We start from the raw sequence: 17660 nt of genomic DNA on the forward strand, positions 1-17660 counted from the left end.
TATCACCCAAACGTTAATTTCTCCTCAGTTTTTTGGTCATCTGCCAGCTGTTTGAATTTGTAAGCTGGCTGTTTAGCTTGTTCAGCCTCAAGTTCTCATTTGTCAGCCATTCATTGTCTCTTGTAAGTTCATAATTTTTAATAAGAAGTTTAAAGTCATCAAAATCCTTGGATTTGAGCACTACCTTGAATATTCTCTTGTCGTTGTTGTTTAGAGCATCATAGAAGAACTTGCAGAATCTCTCATCGCTTGCGATTCTTTCATAGTCCTTTTTCATTGCCTCATAGTAGTTAGGCTTGAATTCATCTTTTATTCCTTTATATCTTGCATATACCTTGTTTACTTTTTTGAATGCAAGTTCCTTTATGAATCTGTCAAATACGTCATGCTTGAAGCATTTCTCCCAGATCATGTCGGATATTGTAACGAAATCCACAAATCTCAAATCTCCGGCACCGGTTGATGATGCGGAGTGTCTTCTTCTTGTGTATAAACATTTCTTATAAAAGTAAATCCTTTTTGCCTGAAAGATAATGTCAAAAAAGAATATGTTGTCGTGGAAAATCAGGCCTTCTGCAAACTGGGCTCCTGATTTTATAACAAACTCCCTATTGTAGAACTTGGACCACGGAGTCACTGACATCTTGAAAAGCAAATCTCCAATGTCTTCATAACTGAATATCTTATCTCCGACCTCTTCTGCAAGTTCTGCCATCGTATAGTCTTCGGTTTCATAGTACTCTCCGGTGTCTTCAGCGTAATTTGTCGCCTGAAAGAGCAAAAAGTCAAGTTCCTTTTCTTCGGCTATATCCCAGAATTCCTTTAAGGCGGTTGTTTCTAAAATATCGTCGGCATCCATGAAGTATATGTATTTTCCAGAAGCCTTTGGAATCGCCACGTTACGGGCAGCTCCTCCGCCCCTGTTTTCCTGATGGAAATATTTGACACGTTCGTCTTTAGCTGAAATTTCTTTAAGTATTTCAAGTGACCTGTCGGTTGAGCCGTCATCGACACATAAAACCTCCAGATCATCCAAAGTCTGATTGAGAATACCGTCGATTGACTCCTCGAGATATTTTTCAGCATTGTAAACCGGAATAATAACAGAAACCTTAACCATGATTATCACATTTATTTTTTAATAGACCTTAACGGCCTGGTGATTTTCCAACTTCTTGAAGATTCGAATTCCTCAATTTTCTTTTTGAGATTCTTAATTTCCTTTTTAAGCTCATAGTTTTCCATCAAAAGAGAGAACTGCCTGTGATTGTCAGCTTCGATTGCATTTGTAAATATTGTCCTGTTTTCTCTTGTAAGCTTTTTCATGAAGTTTTTGTAGAACTCCTCATCTTCTACAATCTTTAAGTAGTCTTGCTTCATCTCGTCAAAGAAAATATCCTTAAACTCGTCATTGATGTTCTTGTACCAGTAGTAAACCGTACTGACCTTCTTGTGGTAGAGCTCTCTTTCAAAGTCCCAGAACACTCCATATTTGATGAATACCTGCCAGATTAAATCGCATATCTGTATATAATCCTTGAAGTGTCTTGCACCGGATCTTGTTGATGATGCGGAATACCATCTTCTTTTAAAGAGGTGCTTTTTTAGAAATGTGATTCTGTCTGCTGCAAAAAGAACGTCATAGAAAAATACGTTATCGTCAAATACAAGGCCTTCGGGAAAAGTGATGCTATTTTTTTCGATGAATTCCCTGTTGTAGAGTTTGGACCATGGTGTAACTGTTATGTCGAATACGTAGTCTTTAACATCCCTGTAGTCGAATACTGAATCTCCAACGTGTGCTGCAATTTCGTTCATTGAGTAGTTTTCAGCTTCGATGAGTTTTCCTGTATCCATATAGTAGTTTATTGCCTGAAATATTACAAAGTCAACATTCTTTTCTTCTGCTACATTATATGACTCTTCAAGTGCATTCAAATCAAGAATGTCATCTGAATCCATTAAAAAGAGATATTTTCCTTTTGCCAGCTTCATTCCGTTATTTGTTGCAACCGCATGGCCACCGTTTTCCTGGTCAATTACGGTGATACGTTCATCGCGTGAAGCGTATTCGTTTAAAATTTCAAGTGATTTGTCTTTTGAGCCATCATTAACACATATTATTTCAATGTCTTCCAGGGTCTGATTTGTGATGCTGTCCAGACATTCTCCCAGAAACTCTTCTACATTATAAACGGGAATAACAACAGATACTTTAACCATATAAATCCTCATTATTTATTTATGTGTAAATAAGTATTTAAAATTAAATATTATTTCAATAGCTTTTTTAACTTATATTTGGTGAAATTTTTAAGTTTCTTTTTGTTTTTAAGTTCTGAATTTTGTTGCCTTAGCTCATAATTTCGCAAAAGCAAATCAAATTCACGCTTTGTTTTTGAATTTAGGACACTTTCAAAAATGAACCTGTTTTTTGTATCCAAAAAGTCAGTAAAGTCATCGGGAGTGTTGGCGTAATCTCTTTTGAGCTCATCGTAAAACTCAGTTTTGAATTCGTCTTTTATTTCAACATATCTTGTATATGTCCACAATACCTTCTTGTTGTATAGAATGTCTTTGAAATCATTCAGCCTGTCGTATTTTTCAAACAGTCTTATGATGTTGTTTACAACGTTTATGATATTGATGTATCTTATATCGCCTGCTCCGGTTGATGAGGCAGAGTGTCTGCGCCTTGTGTAATAGGATTTGTCTATAAAATACATTCTTTTTGCGTTAAAGAGGACTTCCCAGAAAAACTGGTTGTCATGGAAAATGGATCCTTCAAGAAACTTTGCACCGCTTCTTTTAACAAAATCAAGGTTGTAGAACTTGCACCACGGTGTAACGCTTATGTTGAATATCAAATCACCCAAATCGTCAAATGAAAATACTCTGCCTGATGCGAAATTGGCAATTTTGGCCATGTTATAGTAGTCAGTTTCGAAATATTCTCCTGTATCTTCGGCATAGTTTATCGCCTTAAATATTACAAAGTCAAGGTCATGTTCTTTTGATATTTCATAAAATTCAGAAAATGCGTTTAAATCAAGCTCATCGTCGGCATCCATAAAGTAAAGGTACTCGCCTGTGGCATGCTGAAGCGCACTGTTTCTTGCAGCTCCGCCGCCACGGTTTTCCTGATGATAGACGCTTATTCGGGAGTCTTTGGAAGCTATTTTGTTTAATATTTCAAGAGAGCTGTCGGTTGACCCGTCATCTACGCAAATCATCTCCCAGTCTGTCAAAGTCTGGTTTAATATACAATCGACTGACTTTTCAAGATAGTCTTCGCCATTGTAAACCGGCATTATTACGCTAACCTTTACCATATTATCACTAACGTCTTATCTTTGATATTGCCAACTTGTGAATCGGTCTGTCCAAAAGCTCCTTTAGATGCTCGTTTTCCCTTTCAAGCTCATAGTTTTCAATCATCAAATCGAATTCCTCACGAGTTTCGGCTTCAACTGCACTTTCAAAAATGTTTTTCTGTCTTTTATCCAGGTTTTTTATGAAGTATTTGAGGAATTTCTCATCTTGAGTAATTTTTAGATAGTCGCTTTTCATTGCGAAGAAGAATTCCGGCTTGAATTCATCCTTAATGTTTTTATACCAGTAGTAAATTGTTCCTACCTTTTTTGTGAAAAGCTCCTTTCTGTAGTAGTCAAACTCGCCGTATCGGTAAAATACGTCCCATATCAGATTGCAGATATCTATATAGTTTAAAAACCTCAAATCGCCCACTCTTGTTGATGAGGTCGGATACCATCTTCTTTTAAAAAGATGCTCTTTTAAAAACGTGATTCTTTCTGCTGCAAATAAAACGTCCCAGAAAAATACGTTATCGTCAAATACAAGACCTTCGGGAAAAGTGATATTATTTTTTTCTATGAAGTCTCTTCTGTATAACTTGGACCATGGAGTTACTGTAATTTCAAATACATAGTCCCTGATGTCCCTGTAGCTGAAAACGGAATCTCCCACATAATCGGCAAGCCTGTTCATGCTGTAGTTTTCCTCTTCAATAAGCTCATCCTTGTCCATATAATAGTTTATTGCCTGAAATATTACAAAATCAACAGACTTTTCTTCTGCAAGGTTATATGTTTTTTCTAAAGCTTCAAGGTCAAGAATGTCGTCTGAATCCATTAAAAAAAGGTATTTGCCTTTGGCAAGTTTCATTCCGTTGTTTGTTGCAACAGCATGTCCGCCGTTTTCCTGGTCAATTACGGTTATACGTTCATCATTTGATGCATATTCATTTAAAATATCAAGTGACCTGTCTTTTGAGCCGTCATTGACACATATTATTTCAATGTCGGTTAATGTCTGGTTTGTTAAGCTGTCAAGACACTCTCCTAGAAACTCTTCTACATTATAAACCGGAACAACGACTGAGACCTTAACCATATAAAAAATCCTCTAAAAAAATAAATAGTGTTATCAAAGCGGATCAGTTCAATCCGTCATTAATAACCAAATTGGTAACGCTTTTAGACGGTTTGTTGAATAATGTACCATTGTAGTTGCAGTGAACTGTATAGTTACCGTTTTCAAATGTTATAAGTTCAACTGTGGCCTTACCGTTGTCATCGGTTGTTGCCTGATATTTGTTTGCCCAGCCGGAATCATCCAAAATTTTAACGTCAATAACTTCGCCCGGATAGACGTTTCTGTACTCATCGCTTAAAGTTAACTCTAAAAAATCACCGTTTTTTAAAGTAGCGTTGCTTACCACATCAATTTTTGTATTGTGGCTGTTTGCTGAGATAAATATGAATGATCCAATAGCAACTATGAGTATTATGACTATTGCAATAACTACTGCTCTTGTCCTATCCATTTTAACACCTATATTTCGTTGTTGTGAACCAGTAACACGTCAACATCTGCGGTTTTAAGTACCTTTTCGGCTACGCTTCCAATAATCAGCTTGTGAATTCCGCTTTTACCTGAAGCTGAAATGACAATAATGTCGACTCCTTCCTCTTCAACGACCTCGTTAATGGTTTCAGCCGGAAAACCAGTTCTTACCATTGCTTTGACATTCAGGGAATCATCGAATTTTGCTTCCATACTTTTGACTGCTGCCTGAGCTTCCTTAAGCATTCTTTCGTTTAATTTTTTGACTTTTTTTCTGCTTTGAAAGGCACTGGATGTCAATTTACCTGCAACAGATAAAATTATTATCTCTCCGTCATCAGCAATCAGTTTGGATACTCTGTCAACTTCCTGTTCGGCATAACCGGATCCGTCGGTGGGTAGTAAAATTTTTTGATACATCAATTTACACCTTAATATTTAGTATAATAATATATTATGCATTCATACTAAATAAATTTAAATATTTGTTGAAAGTAAAAATTTACTAACGAAGGATTGTGATTTTTAATGTCTTTTAAACATAAAGTTTTAAATTTTATAAGAAGGGTGAACGGAACAAAACAGCTGGAGGACAGAATCAATACTCTTGAGAAGAAAAACGCAGAGGTTTTGGATTCATACAATGCGCTTTTCAACAACCTTTATCTTTTCAATGAAATAACACCGACCAGACTGGTTGTCCAATCCCGTGAACTGATTTTGGAAATGCTTGATTTTATCGATAATGTCTGCAGAAAGCATGATATGCAATGGTGGCTTTACGGAGGAAGCCTTCTTGGAGCATACAGACACGGAGGATTTATTCCATGGGATGATGACTGTGACATCAACATGCTAAGATGCGATTTTGAAAAGTTTTTGGACGTTATCGGTGATGAGCTTAAAAGCAACGGACTTGAGTCAAACATCAAGGTTAAAAATTCATTTCACGTAAATGACGTTACTTTGCCATTTACAAAGCTCGACTACTGGGTCGGAAAGGACTTGATAGGCTTTGTGGATGTGTTTCCGACTGATTATATAAAATATTTCGATGAAGACATAAAAGAGACATATTTATCCGAACACAGAAAGTTTAGAGATGAAATAAAAGCCGGCGCCAAAAGAAGGGATTTGCTTGATGATATCTTTGAAAATCTCAACTTAAGCATTGAACCTACCGAGCATGTAATTACAGGCGTTGAGGATACAGACTTTTCCTTTGGAATATATGATGCAGATGAGATGTTTCCTCTCTCAACAATCAAGTTCGAATCAAGAGAATATCCGTGTCCTAAAAATCCGGTCCATTATCTGGAGAAAAGATATCCTGACTTTCTTAAGGTTCCCCAAAAGATTGACATTCATGACTTTCACCACCGTCTTTTAAAAACAGAAAACGTTCATGAAATCCTTGACGGTGAAATAAACAGATTAAAAGAAATAAATAAAAATTTTAAGTAATTGGGATAATTCCCAATTATAACAATTCTTCTATAGCTTTTTTTACATCCCCCAAATCCTCAGTCGGCTCGAATCTTCGAACGACATTGCCTTTGCGGTCTACCAAGAACTTTGTGAAATTCCATTTGATATCATCATTGTCCTTGTAGTGTCTGTCGACTGCTTTTAGGACAAGTTTCAGTTTTGTTGAACCTTTACCGGTTATTTCCTTAAAAGGCTGCTCACTTTTTAGATACTCATAAAGAGGTGAAGCGTTCTCGCCGTTTACATCAATCTTGTCGAAAATTGTGTATGGAACCATCCATTTCACACGGCAAACTTCGGTAATTTCTTCTGTTGTGCCCGGAGCCTGTTTTCCGAACTGGTTGCATGGAAAATCAAGTATTTCAAAACCCTGGGAATTAAATTCCGCATAGATTTCATTCAATTCTGTGTATTGCGGTGTAAATCCGCATTTGGTTGCTGAGTTAACAATAAGAAGGACTTTGCCTTCGTATTGGCTTAATGACTGCATGTTTCCTTCGCCGTCTTTAACTTCAAAATCATATACTGACATGTAAATACCTCCGCATTTGAATAATATATTGTAGAATGAATACATTTAAACCTTTTGAATAATTCAGTGACAAATCATTTAATAATATCAAAAACAGATATACCATCATGAAATCAAGACAGGACATTATTGTAAAAACCAGCATAATCGGAATCATTGTCAATCTAATCCTTGTGGCATTTAAGGCAACAGTAGGAATACTTGTAAATTCCATTGCAATCACATTGGATGCAGTAAACAACCTGACAGACGCATTGTCCTCAATAATTACAATCATAGGGGCCAAACTTGCAAACAGGCCGCCTGATAAAACCCACCCATACGGTTTTGGAAGAATAGAATATTTTTCTTCTGTAATTATTGTAGCTATTGTTTTATGGGCGGGTGTAACCGCATTGTGGGAATCCTGGCCGAAAATATTCAATCCGGACGTGTCAAGCTATTCTTTAGTATCTCTTATAATCATTGCTGTGGCTGTAGCGGTGAAATTTGTACTTGGAAGATACGTAAAGGGCATCGGAGAGAATGTAAACTCCCAGGCTCTTGTTGCATCCGGAAGCGACGCATATTTCGATGCTGTTTTATCCTTCGCAACATTGGTTGGAGCAATCGTTTCATACATCTGGGGAATTTCAATAGACGGAATACTCGGTGTGATAATTTCACTCGTAATTATCAAGGCAGGTATTGACATGCTTAGAGAAACTGTCGACAGCTTAATAGGTAAAAGAATTGATGCTGAGTTAAGTAAAAAAATCAAAGACTCAATCATGGAGTTTCCTGAGGTTTACGGCGTGTATGATTTGGTCTTGCACAATTACGGACCCGAACAGATGAACGGATCTGTTCACGTCAAGGTCGACGATACACTATCTGCAATAGAAATTCAGAAACTTTCACGCCAGATTGCCGGAAAGATTTTTGAGCAATTCTCGATTACTGTGACAGTTGGAGTCTATGCAAAGCATGACGGACACAAAGACATTCAGGATGATTTGGCAGAAATCTGCTCCCAATATGAAGGAATTATTGAAACACACGGATTTATTGTATATGAAGAGGACAATCTCATTACCGTCGACATGATTGTTGATTTTGATTACGACAGAGAAGAGATAAAAAGCAACGTGTTAAAAGAAATCAAAAAAAGACATCCGAAATACGACTACATCATTATTGATGACTACGATACAAGCGATATTAATAAATAAGGTTAAAATCTAATATATTAATAGGTGATATTTTATGGCACTTGATAAGAAAAACATTATTTTAGTTGCTATTGTAATATTGGTCATTGCACTAGTGGCCGTTGCAGCCTACGTCTACACTTCAGACAATACTGCAATGGACATCACCAACAATACAACAACAAAAACAGTTATAAACATCGATAAAGCTAACGATACAGTTGTTGGGGATAATTCAACTAGAGTAAATGAAACTAATAACACTAACGCAACATATAAGGTATACAACCCTCAAAGTGATTCATATGTTACCGTAATCGGTGAAAAATTCGATGAAGAAGTAAACAGATGGTACACATATGATGAAGACGGTGTAAGATACTACAACACAAGAATTAAGTAATTTTAATTCTTCTTTTTTTTATTTTTCAAAGAAAACTTCATTAATCAGATTATCACGGTATGTGGTTTCGTCTTTTAGAGATTCGATTTCATGAATTACATTAAGTTTTAAATCTTCAAGTTTTATCCTTGTTTCCATATCGTTGAAGTCCACATCAAAGAAAAACAGGTATTTGACCTCCATTTCGTAGTCGTATATTACCCAGCTCGGTCCGTTGATATCAAGAAGCTGAGTTGACCACTGTGTCATGATTTGAGAAATCTGTTTAGATACCTCATCAACGTCAAAGTCTGAGGATATGAAAACTTCATTCATTGATAGAATACCTCGGAGTCTGTTTTTGGATCCGGAATTTCGACTTCTTCACGGTTGAAAATACCAAACATCACAATTTCTGATTTTTTGATTGACATCGCCTGAGCTATGCTTTCATCCTCAATTGACACCATTGCAACATTTACCCACTCGTCATCTTCTGCAAGATACCTGCATGGCTCGAAAAGCTGATACTTGGTTATGATTGTTAAAAATACTTCAGTTATTTCAATTTCCTCGTTTTTGTATTGCCTGGAAAGTTCCAGGACCTTATCTTTAATGTTCATTTTTAACCTCCAGTAAAAATTCAAAATGATCGATTCCGTCTTCCAGATAGACATCCGAAACCTTTCTAAAGCCAAAGCTTTCATAAAACTCTCTTAGATAAGCCTGACCAGATAACCTGATTTTATCATTATCCAAATCATTTATGATAAAATCAATTGCTTTATTTATCATTTCGCGTGAAATTCCATTTCCCCGGTATTGCTTTTTTACTATAACCCGGCCGATTGCCATTTCATCATATGAAACTCCTTTAGGCAAAATCCTTAAAACCGCAACGACATCATTGTCTTTTTTTAAAAACAGATGGTATGCGCACTGGTCCTTATCGTCAAGGTCCTGATAGACGCAGTCCTGCTCGACAACGAATACTTCACTTCTAAGCTTTAAGATTCCATACAGCTCATCTAAAGACAGTTCGCTGAATTTCTTCAAATTCCAATTTATGTTATCACCACTGTGAGTCATATTCCATTAACGTATCAATATTATCCATTGAAATCGCAAATCCGTCTACAATAATCATTTTCAATGCCTGAACCATACCTCGATTGTTTAAAAGTGTGCAGTTTTCAAAGGAAAGATTTCTGTAGTCGGGACTGTCCATGACATCACGTCTGAACTGTTCTTTAATATCTTCCAGCATGTCCCTGTCTATGAATGATTCCAATATTTCCTTGATGTAGTTTGCAAAGCTGTTTCCGATTGTCTTTAACATTTCTATTTCATCCGGCTCCAAATCAATTGTCTTTTCGATACTGAGATATGATGAGTAGTCCTGATAACCAAAAAGTGTGAATCTTCCCTCAACGGTATGTGCGGCATACTCATCCATAAGACGGTTTAAGGCAGAGTATGAAAGGATAAACACCGATAGGGATTCTATTTGGGTTGTCTTTGAGCAGTCAAGGATATGGCATAGGATATGTGAGGTAATCTCTTTTATAAGAAAATGTGTAAGCTCATGAAGGATTGTAGTAATTTGAAGGGCATCGGACTGCCTGTCATCGACGTATATTTTTCCGAACTCATAATATCCGAGCTCCTCACCATATGATTTGTATTCAAGTTCAACGAATGCCTTTGAAAAAAGAGTTACCTTATCGAGAACTGACAGATATTTAAGATTGATGTCATTTTCCTTTATTGCCCCGTCAAGGCGTCTGAATGCTGTAAGTTTGATTGAATTAATTATCTCTTTTAAATCCCGGACCTTAAAGTCGAATTTTGTGATTTTTTCAAGATTTTCGCCGCTGAATATATCCTCAAAGCTATCATAATTATTTGTTTTTGTTATATCAAAGACAGGCTTTATTTTGATGTCTCGAACGTCAACTGATTTAATCTCCTTAAGGGCGATTAGACATTCAAAGCAGAAGTTTTCATCTTCCGGATATTCACGGCCACATTTCGGACAGTACTTTGTAACCTGGACGCTGTCAAAAGCAATATCCGAGTATTCCACACCCTTGGACATTAGTTTCATGGAGGATATTTTAAATGAATGATTAACGCATAAAATGTCATCTATCAGTTTTCTTTTTTCCTTATCTTCCTTTGTATATTTTGTTAAATCATTGAAGTTCATTTGAAAAACCGCTTTTTACATTAATCTTAAAACAGTCAGGGATAAAATCCACACTATTACGCCGATGGCGATTACAAAAGCTCCCTTCGCTTTTGGATTTGCCGCATTCTTTCGGGTATAAAGAACAATTCCGGCTATGATTCCAAGTAACGGAAAAATTAATGAGAGAACAATTCCTAAAATAAACAGCCAGGTGTAGTCCTTTTCTACAACCTGTGGCGTAAAGCTGTTTTGTGTTGTATTTGATTCCACATTAACATTAAGAGGCGTTCCGCAATTCCTGCAGAATTTTGCGCTGTCCACAAGCTCCTCACCGCAGTTGGCACAGTATTTTGACATGTTTCACCAATCAGAAAAGTTTCTCAATTAAAAGTTCTTCTGTTTTGTAAAAGTCAAGTTTAATTATTTGCATCAGTGTTTCGGGAGCGCCTATCAGCTGTTTCATCTCATACCATGGAATATATACCTTTTCGGCTCCCTGTTCATGGCAGACCTTAAGAATCTGAGGCAAATTTGCTGAATTTTCAACGCCAAGTATAACTATATTTTCTGCCAAAGGCTGGTTTCTTTTGATGGTTTCATTTGCAATAAGTTCCTGCACAGAATAATCGCTTGGCTCGGCTGAACCTGTCAGATTATCAACTGAAGTTTCATTATCCTCAACAGTTAGTTTGAAGACATCACCGTTATCGACAAAATAGACTTCACCCACATCAGGTGCTGTCTTTAAAAGGTCAGTGTCTTCAATTTCATCGAAAACAACTTCCTCTTTTTCCATATGAACATATCCGTCTTCACCTGCAATCTTTTTTAAAAGACGGATGATTTCCTCGTTTTGCTTTTCAATATTTTTGTTAATTTCAATTAGCTCGGATAATTCAGACATGGTTAATAGTTTATATTTTGTGATTATTAAAAATTATCATAATTCAAACAGATAATACATTGAAGCAGAGAGTTTCTCATCATTTGCAAATCTCTCAAAACCAAGCGAATAGTTTAAAAGCTTTGATCTTGGAATAAGAACATTGTCGCTTTCGGGATTAAGCACGATTCCATCCATATCCTCTGTAAGGACAAAATTGACCAGGGTTGCAAGGTTTACTATCTGGGCGTATTTGAATTTTGGCGTTTTTACGTTTTGGATTTTATCCTTTGCGGAAAATATAGTCGCATAAACGCCGCCCACATTGTCTAGAAACATGCCTGCAAGAGGGCCGGTTTTTTGCATGTCAACAATACCGTTAACCATCCGGTCTTTTAAATCAATATCCGATACCATAAGAGTTAGGATATCTGAATTTGACAGCCTTTCAAAAAGGCCTTCGTAGTCGCCGATGTTTTGGCGATTTTTTATGAACTCCTCCAGATCACTATTGTTTATCGAATCCATGATTTTTTTGAGCTCATCTGAAGTGTATGGATCGTTTGAATAAAAAAATGTTTTCGGAACGTCTTTAATCGATAGGATGAATTCCTTTTTGAAGAGATATTTTTCAGAAGAGGGATTGAGGATGTATCCTTCGATTTCTGTAGTCTTTAGGATGTTCTGGTAAAGCTCGAAGGTGTTGTTTAAAGCTTCAATTTCACCTTCTTTGAAAAATTTATGAAATTCGTCAAGGTCTGTAAAAAGGGGAGTGAATTTCATGCCCTCATCCTCATAGATTATGAAGTTAAGCTCTCCATCACTTCTTTTTGCGGGAATGTATAGATTGGAATATCTGAATTCGTTTATAAGCTTTAAAAGCAGATTTTCGGTTATCTCATTGCCGTTGAGATAAATGTCTTCAATGACCGTCCTTAAATGTTTATGTGTTATCATAATTGTTCAAAAAAAAATAAAAAAAAGGAATTTGTCTAGGACAAATTATAATTTGAATGTATATTCAAGACTGTTTGAAAGGCTTGCATCTTCTGCGACAAGTTCGATTCCGCTTGCCTGAGCTAGAAGTACGCTTCTTGGAATGATGAATTCATCGCCGTTAGGATTTATTACGACACCATCCATATCGTTTCTAAGGACAAACTCAAACAGCGCAGAAACATTGGTGATTTGAGCGTAATAGAACAAATCATCATCGATTGCGTCAGCTATTGCGTTTTTGTCAGTAAAAAGTATTGCATAGCGGCCGCCTTCATCGTCTTCAAGTGTGCAAAGGCTGAATCCGTCAACGTCTTCTGCTTTGATTATGCCGTCTTCGCCAAATTCATCTAGAGAATCCTCACTTACGACAAGGTCTAAAAGCTTTGAAGCTGATATTTCAACCATAAGTCCTTCAAAGTCGTTTGCGTTTGACTCATCTGCTATGAACTGTGATAATGATTCGTTTGAAATGCTGTCGTATATTTGCCTGATTTGTGATGCGTCCTTAGCTTCAACGTCATCTTTTTGAGCGCTGAAGTCTTCACATGCAAGTTCAATCATTTCCTTGGTTGCGATGAACTCTTCGCCTTCAGCGTCGATTATGATTGCATCGACGTCTTCTGAAATTCCTGCATATATCTCGAATTCATTGGCGATCGGTTCGTACTCTGAGTCTTCATCATAGAACTTGTAGAATTCCTCGCTGTCAGTAAAAAGCGGAAGGAAAGTCATGTCGTCTTCTTCGGAAATCAGGGTTTCGTATATTAAGTCTTCACCGTCGTCAATACCTGGAATAAGCAGGTTGGACATTTTCAATTCATTGATGAATACCATCAGTTCACTGCTGGCATCACCATCGCCTTCAAGTGCATTTTGCAAATCGATGAGTGCTTTTTTAAGATATTTGTTAGTTACATTGGAATTCATATGAACCTCTCAATTGTTAATTTCATTATTATATTATTAAATCATTTCTATTAAATGTATGTATGATAGAATAAAAATGATAATAAACCGATGCAAAACAATGTTAAACGATTAAAAACTGTTTAAACATATCAAAACGATTAATAAAGCGATATAAGTGATAATAAAGTATCTAAATACCAATGAATATAATTAATAAGCATGGCTAAACTCACACAAGAAGAATTATGGGAAATGATAGGTTTTATCAAAATCTCTCCCAGCAGATACCTGACCTTAAAAACGCTGAGCGACAGTTTCCTTATGCCCTCCGAGATAGCTCGAAAAAGCGGCATGGCAACAACGCAGGTTTCAAATGCATTATATGATTTGAAAAGAAAAGATTTGGTAGTGTGTCTGAATGAAAAATCCCACAAGGGAAGAATCTATCAAAACACTCAGCTGGCTTTGGATATTTTGGAGATTCTTGATAAGGCCGGAAGCTAAAATATGACCCTTCCAATAACGTATTCGTTTTGAAAAATAAAGAGCACTTCAACTGTTGAAGTATCTCTGATTCTGTTTTTTATCTTTGATGCGCTTTCAACGTCAAACCTTACTGTGTAGTCGCTGTTTGCAACATATCCAACGATTTGCGAATCATCCATAACAGCTATTGCATCTCTGTCATGTTCGTTTTCTGTGTCTTTTATGAGTTTAAAAACCGCATTTGGCGTGAAGGGTTCAAGGCCCTTGTAGAAATTTGTTCCTGTGATGTTTATGAGAGTTTCACCGCTGTATTTTTCAAACTGGTTTAATTCATTTTCCAACTCTTCAAGCTCTGCAATTCTACCCTCAGCCTTTAAAAAGCATTTTCTTGCCTGGATGTTATTTTCCTCACCCTGATAGATTTCACCTTTTAAAAACCATAACTCCGATGAATCTTCACCTTCCGGAAGCGATTCGAGTGCCTCGTCGATGAGATCCATTGCTTTTGATAGGTTGCCTTCTGGAAAGAATGTAATTTTAGCCCATTTGTACAGTGAATTTGCACGGTTTAGGAGTATTTCAGAATCATCACTGATTTTAAGAGATTTGTTGAAACATTCCACTGCATTTTCATAATCCTTTTTGGAATCAAAAATGAGACCTTTTATATTCCAAAAACCGGGATTGTTTTTTTCCTTTTTAATGCCGTCATCAATTACATCTAAGGCATCGTCAAATCTTTTTTCGTCCAAAAGCCTTAAAGCCTTATCTGCCGGTGAGGTTTCAACAGCAAGTTTGCTTTGGTATGTATCATTTAAGGATTTGGATTTTTGGTCTTGCATAATAACACTACAGAACAGTATTTCAGTTATTCAATCAGAAAATCTTCATAAGTCAATGTATTGAGCTCCTCATCAGTAATGTCTTCTTTTGGAGCCAGCCTGTTGGCCTGAGCTGTAAGCACCTCTTCAAAAAAGTTCCTGACACTTCGCCCATTGGCAAAGTTGGATGAGCGTGACTCATACATCTTCTCAAAATACTGCCTTACGTATTCATCGGCCGCATCATCAAGTGAGAGGCTTGCATCCTCACACATCAGCATGAAAATCTCATAAAGCTGGTTTTCATCATAATCGTCAAAGTAAATGAATTTATTGAATCTAGACTCAAGGCCGGGATTTGAGTGAAGGAAATTGTCCATCAGACCGGGATATCCAGCAACGATAACGATAAAGTCATCCCTGTGGTCCTCCATTGCCTTTAATATGGTGTTTATTGCTTCCTGACCATAGTCGTTTTCGCTTTTGGATGCAAGAGCGTAAGCCTCATCGATAAACAGTATTCCGCCTAAAGCATTCTGAATTACTTCCTGGGTTTTTATTGCGGTCTGGCCCACATAACCTCCTACCAGACTTGACCTGTCGCATTCAACAAGATGGCCCTGCGAGAGTATTCCGATTTCATGGTAAATCTTTGAAAGAAGCCTTGCAACGGTGGTCTTTCCCGTTCCGGGATTTCCTGAAAACACAAGATGCAGGCTCATCGCAGGCTGTTTGATTCCTCTGTCCTGTCTGATTTTTCTAATCTGGACAAGGTTTATCAGTGAATTTACATCCTTTTTGACGCTTTCAAGACCGACAAGCCTGTTGAGCTCATCCAGATACTCGTCAATTGAGTGGGTTTCTGTTTGCTCTGTTTGCTGCTTGATTGGAATGTTTGCCAGTTTGGTTTGAGGATTTAAATCAACACCCCTTGCATTTAAAACATTTTCGAGGTTTTTGATGTAATCTGAGTATACTGCCAGAACGTCCTCGTTTAAAGTGTTGTCGACTGTTATTAAAAACTTTCCGAAGAGTTTATAGGTGCTGAAAAGCTCATATGCGGTATTGAGGCGGTCCATGTCATAGTCCCTTCCGAATGCGTCAAGCTCGATAAGGCATTTAAAGGAAAATGGAAAATCCTCGGGTTTGGCATCTGATATGTCATCAGCGCAATACGAAGTGTTTAAAAGCTGGTTTATGAATTCAAGTTCGTTGTCTGTAATTACTGCGTCAGATGCGGCAAGATAGCTCAGCCAGTTTAGAAGGTCTTCATGCACAATATCCTCCAAAGACCCGTCAACGCCTTTAAGTGCAGGACAATAGCCTCTGAATATATCCAGAGTATTTACCAGAAAGCCCAGATTGGACAGCTGGCCTTTAAAATAATCCATATGAATTTTATCAACACTGCTTTGGCAATTTGGACAGCTAGTCTGTGAGTTATCCAAAATCTTTCCGCAATTACTGCAAATGGTCCACTCCAACATCATTACACCAAAAGTTTAATTTTTTGTCTTTAAAATATCTACTCCAGTGATATCCAAAATAACATCACGGGAGTAATTTCTCTTCTCCATTTTTCGAGCAATCTCAAGACTGCTTTCTTCTCTACCAGATTCAACGAGCTTGCGTTCATACTCCTGAATGAAATTACTTTTCATCTTAATCACATCCAACTCTTTTGAGTATCAAATAAACATTAAATTCAAGATTAAAATCTCTGAATAAAAAAATTTAAAATATAAGACTTAAAAAGCCTTATATCATTAAAATATCTACTCCAGTGATATCCAAAATAACATCACGGGTGAAATTTTTCTCCTTCATCTTTCGAGCAATCTCAAGACTGTTTTCTTCTCTACCCGATTCAAAAGCAGATTCAACGAGATTGCGTTCATACTCCTGAATGAAATTACTTTTCATCTTAATCACATCCAACTCTTTTGAGTATCAAATAAACATTAAAACATTAAATTCAAGATTAAAATCTCTGAATAAAAAAATTTAAAATATAAGACTTAAAAAGCCTTATATCTTTAAAATATCCACTCCTGTAATATCCAAAATAACATCACGGGTGAAATTTTTCTCCTTCATCTTTCGAGCAATCTCAAGACTGTTTTCTTCTCTACCCGATTCAAAAGCAGATTCAGCAGCAGATTCAACGAGATTGCGTTCATATTCCTGAATGAAATTACTTTTCATCTTAATCACATCCAACAATTCATCTTTGAGTTTTAAATCATCTATTAAAGCATTTACCCATAATATCTGGGAAAGCTTAATAATATATTTAAACTCCTGAGATATTTCATTTTCATTAACAAAATGACACAGTTCAACAATCAAATCAACTGTATCTCTTTCATAGTTAGTGAAAGGGATGATTGTGAACAGATATGCATCAGTATCTGTTAATTCTATATTGTTTTTTAATTTATTTTTAATATTACTTAAAATTTTGTCTCCATCGAAATCAATGAGAAAGGTTATAACCGGTTTGAAATTCCAACCTGGAAATATTTCAACTTCACGTATTCCCCCTTTGGTTTTGTCAGTTGAGAGAATTTGCATGTCTACAGGATGTTTAACACGTACCCGCAGATTTGCAAGATACTGAAAATTTCTAAGCAAAATTTTTTCGCTCAATGAGGTAGAATGGAATTCGAATATGATATAGTAACCACGTCTGGTCAATACACAAAAGTCCATTATTCCCCTGTCAGTTTCCTGGCTGAAAACTTCTGGATATACAATTTCCACAATTCCAGGCTCAATACCTGAAATTCTCATTATAGCATTAATGAAAACCAATGCCACTAATTTGAACAATTTGTCATATTCCTTTGACAAACTACCACCAACTTAGCGTTAGTGTCAATGAAATGTCGACATCGAAATTGACCAATTAAC

Annotated in this window: 24 protein-coding genes; 4 read left to right on the forward strand and 20 right to left on the reverse strand. The window is 36.6% G+C overall.

The genetic code is table 11. The features are described 5' to 3' along the window. Positions 1 to 13: 13 nt before the first annotated feature. The 6 genes from IJL02_RS10335 to IJL02_RS10360 are packed head-to-tail and all read right to left on the reverse strand — an operon-like array spanning position 14 to position 5286. Positions 14 to 1120 carry a glycosyltransferase family 2 protein gene (locus IJL02_RS10335; RefSeq protein WP_292816067.1) on the reverse strand — a complete coding sequence of 369 codons (1107 nt, stop codon included), beginning with the start codon at positions 1118 to 1120 and terminating at the stop codon, positions 14 to 16. An 11-nt stretch (positions 1121 to 1131) separates the two neighbouring features. Then, on the reverse strand, positions 1132 to 2223 hold the full coding sequence (locus IJL02_RS10340; RefSeq protein ID WP_292816068.1) for a glycosyltransferase: 1092 nt from the start codon (positions 2221 to 2223) through the stop codon (positions 1132 to 1134). 50 nt (positions 2224 to 2273) lie between these two features. Continuing rightward, complete coding sequence (locus IJL02_RS10345) at positions 2274 to 3332, reverse strand: glycosyltransferase (protein ID WP_292816069.1); 1059 nt, start codon at positions 3330 to 3332, stop codon at positions 2274 to 2276. A 7-nt stretch (positions 3333 to 3339) separates the two neighbouring features. After that, complete coding sequence (locus tag IJL02_RS10350) at positions 3340 to 4413, reverse strand: glycosyltransferase (protein WP_292816070.1); 1074 nt, start codon at positions 4411 to 4413, stop codon at positions 3340 to 3342. Between the two features lie 43 nt (positions 4414 to 4456). Beyond that, a complete protein-coding gene (locus tag IJL02_RS10355; RefSeq protein ID WP_292816072.1) occupies positions 4457 to 4846 on the reverse strand; it encodes a hypothetical protein in 390 nt (129 codons plus the stop codon). 8 nt (positions 4847 to 4854) lie between these two features. Next, positions 4855 to 5286, reverse strand: coding sequence for a universal stress protein (locus IJL02_RS10360; protein ID WP_292816074.1), 432 nt, complete (start codon positions 5284 to 5286; stop codon positions 4855 to 4857). Between the two features lie 108 nt (positions 5287 to 5394). Between IJL02_RS10360 and IJL02_RS10365 the strand changes: the two genes are divergently transcribed. After that, a complete protein-coding gene (locus tag IJL02_RS10365) occupies positions 5395 to 6330 on the forward strand; it encodes a phosphorylcholine transferase LicD (protein ID WP_292816076.1) in 936 nt (311 codons plus the stop codon). Positions 6331 to 6346: 16 nt separating this feature from the next. Here the strand turns inward: IJL02_RS10365 and IJL02_RS10370 are convergent, their stop codons facing one another. Next, positions 6347 to 6886, reverse strand: a complete 540-nt coding sequence (locus IJL02_RS10370; protein WP_292816078.1) for a glutathione peroxidase — start codon at positions 6884 to 6886, stop codon at positions 6347 to 6349. A 107-nt stretch (positions 6887 to 6993) separates the two neighbouring features. On the opposite strand from IJL02_RS10370, the gene IJL02_RS10375 reads away from it, so the two are divergent. Both IJL02_RS10375 and IJL02_RS10380 read left to right on the forward strand, forming a co-directional pair. Further along, positions 6994 to 8097 (forward strand): cation diffusion facilitator family transporter, encoded by a 1104-nt coding sequence (locus IJL02_RS10375; protein ID WP_292816081.1) that lies wholly within the window; start codon positions 6994 to 6996, stop codon positions 8095 to 8097. A 34-nt stretch (positions 8098 to 8131) separates the two neighbouring features. Next, positions 8132 to 8479, forward strand: a complete 348-nt coding sequence (locus IJL02_RS10380) for a hypothetical protein (RefSeq protein ID WP_292816084.1) — start codon at positions 8132 to 8134, stop codon at positions 8477 to 8479. A gap of 18 nt (positions 8480 to 8497) precedes the next feature. Here IJL02_RS10380 and IJL02_RS10385 read toward each other — a convergent pair whose 3' ends face one another. Genes IJL02_RS10385 through IJL02_RS10420 form a run of 8 tightly spaced genes read right to left on the reverse strand, consistent with a single transcriptional unit; the run spans position 8498 to position 13458 of the window. Then, the gene (locus IJL02_RS10385; protein WP_292816086.1) at positions 8498 to 8794 is read right to left on the reverse strand and encodes a hypothetical protein; all 297 of its coding nucleotides are present in this window, start codon (positions 8792 to 8794) and stop codon (positions 8498 to 8500) included. Then, positions 8791 to 9081 carry a hypothetical protein gene (locus tag IJL02_RS10390; RefSeq protein WP_292816088.1) on the reverse strand — a complete coding sequence of 97 codons (291 nt, stop codon included), beginning with the start codon at positions 9079 to 9081 and terminating at the stop codon, positions 8791 to 8793. Before IJL02_RS10390 ends, IJL02_RS10385 begins: the two co-directional genes overlap by 4 nt. Continuing rightward, the gene (locus tag IJL02_RS10395) at positions 9071 to 9514 is read right to left on the reverse strand and encodes a GNAT family N-acetyltransferase (RefSeq protein ID WP_292816091.1); all 444 of its coding nucleotides are present in this window, start codon (positions 9512 to 9514) and stop codon (positions 9071 to 9073) included. Before IJL02_RS10395 ends, IJL02_RS10390 begins: the two co-directional genes overlap by 11 nt. 16 nt (positions 9515 to 9530) lie before the next feature. Beyond that, positions 9531 to 10667 carry a zinc ribbon domain-containing protein gene (locus IJL02_RS10400; protein ID WP_292816093.1) on the reverse strand — a complete coding sequence of 379 codons (1137 nt, stop codon included), beginning with the start codon at positions 10665 to 10667 and terminating at the stop codon, positions 9531 to 9533. A 15-nt stretch (positions 10668 to 10682) separates the two neighbouring features. Continuing rightward, a complete protein-coding gene (locus tag IJL02_RS10405; RefSeq protein ID WP_292816095.1) occupies positions 10683 to 11006 on the reverse strand; it encodes a zinc ribbon domain-containing protein in 324 nt (107 codons plus the stop codon). Positions 11007 to 11016: 10 nt separating this feature from the next. Next, positions 11017 to 11553 carry a hypothetical protein gene (locus IJL02_RS10410; RefSeq protein ID WP_292816097.1) on the reverse strand — a complete coding sequence of 179 codons (537 nt, stop codon included), beginning with the start codon at positions 11551 to 11553 and terminating at the stop codon, positions 11017 to 11019. Positions 11554 to 11589: 36 nt separating this feature from the next. Beyond that, positions 11590 to 12489, reverse strand: coding sequence for an SseB family protein (locus IJL02_RS10415; RefSeq protein WP_292816100.1), 900 nt, complete (start codon positions 12487 to 12489; stop codon positions 11590 to 11592). A 45-nt stretch (positions 12490 to 12534) separates the two neighbouring features. Beyond that, a complete protein-coding gene (locus tag IJL02_RS10420) occupies positions 12535 to 13458 on the reverse strand; it encodes an SseB family protein (protein WP_292816102.1) in 924 nt (307 codons plus the stop codon). A gap of 201 nt (positions 13459 to 13659) precedes the next feature. Here IJL02_RS10420 and IJL02_RS10425 point away from each other — a divergent pair, with 201 nt between their 5' ends. Then, positions 13660 to 13944, forward strand: coding sequence for a MarR family transcriptional regulator (locus tag IJL02_RS10425; protein ID WP_292816104.1), 285 nt, complete (start codon positions 13660 to 13662; stop codon positions 13942 to 13944). Here IJL02_RS10425 and IJL02_RS10430 read toward each other — a convergent pair. The 5 genes from IJL02_RS10430 to IJL02_RS10450 form a co-directional block, all read right to left on the reverse strand. Further along, complete coding sequence (locus IJL02_RS10430) at positions 13941 to 14768, reverse strand: HIRAN domain-containing protein (RefSeq protein WP_292816106.1); 828 nt, start codon at positions 14766 to 14768, stop codon at positions 13941 to 13943. The two genes, IJL02_RS10425 and IJL02_RS10430, sit on opposite strands and share 4 nt — an antisense overlap. Before the next feature lie 26 nt (positions 14769 to 14794). After that, the gene (locus tag IJL02_RS10435) at positions 14795 to 16234 is read right to left on the reverse strand and encodes an AAA family ATPase (protein WP_292816108.1); all 1440 of its coding nucleotides are present in this window, start codon (positions 16232 to 16234) and stop codon (positions 14795 to 14797) included. Between the two features lie 15 nt (positions 16235 to 16249). Then, a complete protein-coding gene (locus IJL02_RS10440) occupies positions 16250 to 16408 on the reverse strand; it encodes a hypothetical protein (protein ID WP_292816110.1) in 159 nt (52 codons plus the stop codon). Positions 16409 to 16505: 97 nt separating this feature from the next. Further along, on the reverse strand, positions 16506 to 16670 hold the full coding sequence (locus tag IJL02_RS10445) for a hypothetical protein (RefSeq protein ID WP_292816112.1): 165 nt from the start codon (positions 16668 to 16670) through the stop codon (positions 16506 to 16508). A gap of 105 nt (positions 16671 to 16775) precedes the next feature. Further along, positions 16776 to 17600 carry a hypothetical protein gene (locus IJL02_RS10450; protein ID WP_292816114.1) on the reverse strand — a complete coding sequence of 275 codons (825 nt, stop codon included), beginning with the start codon at positions 17598 to 17600 and terminating at the stop codon, positions 16776 to 16778. Positions 17601 to 17660 lie beyond the last annotated feature (60 nt).

This window comes from Methanobrevibacter sp. (genome assembly GCF_017427765.1).
Lineage (GTDB): Archaea > Methanobacteriota > Methanobacteria > Methanobacteriales > Methanobacteriaceae > Methanocatella.